Source organism: Holdemanella sp. DFI.5.55, assembly GCF_020593575.1.
Classification (GTDB): Bacteria; Bacillota_I; Bacilli_A; order Erysipelotrichales; family Erysipelotrichaceae; genus Holdemanella; species Holdemanella hominis.
Genome location: NZ_JAJDMK010000260.1, coordinates 1 through 271 on the forward strand (window position 1 = coordinate 1; position 271 = coordinate 271).

Sequence of the window (271 nt, forward strand, 5' to 3'; positions counted from 1 at the left end):
GGCAGATCACGCTGACGATTTACGTTGGAGATGCCGTAAAGCTTTTTGGCCATTGGAAATGATGCCAGCACTAGCCCGCCATTGGTATTTTCGGCTTCTGACATGACTACGAGCGGCGTGGTGAGCGGATCCAGCCCGCGCATCGTGCACTCAACCGTGGCATAGAATGATTTGTTGTCAATGACCAGGAAAATCCCCCGCGGCTCCTCTGAACTGTCCATCTTGCCGTCCTCCCCGAACCTCTGTTTGTATTCTATTATAATCTGCGAAT

The 271-nt window shown here is 51.7% G+C and carries 1 pseudogene; it reads right to left on the reverse strand.

Annotated elements, in window-relative coordinates:
- A pseudogene (locus LJE08_RS14025) lies at positions 1–221 on the reverse strand (type VI secretion protein ImpB); the annotation flags it as partial.
- Positions 222–271: the final 50 nt, after the last annotated feature.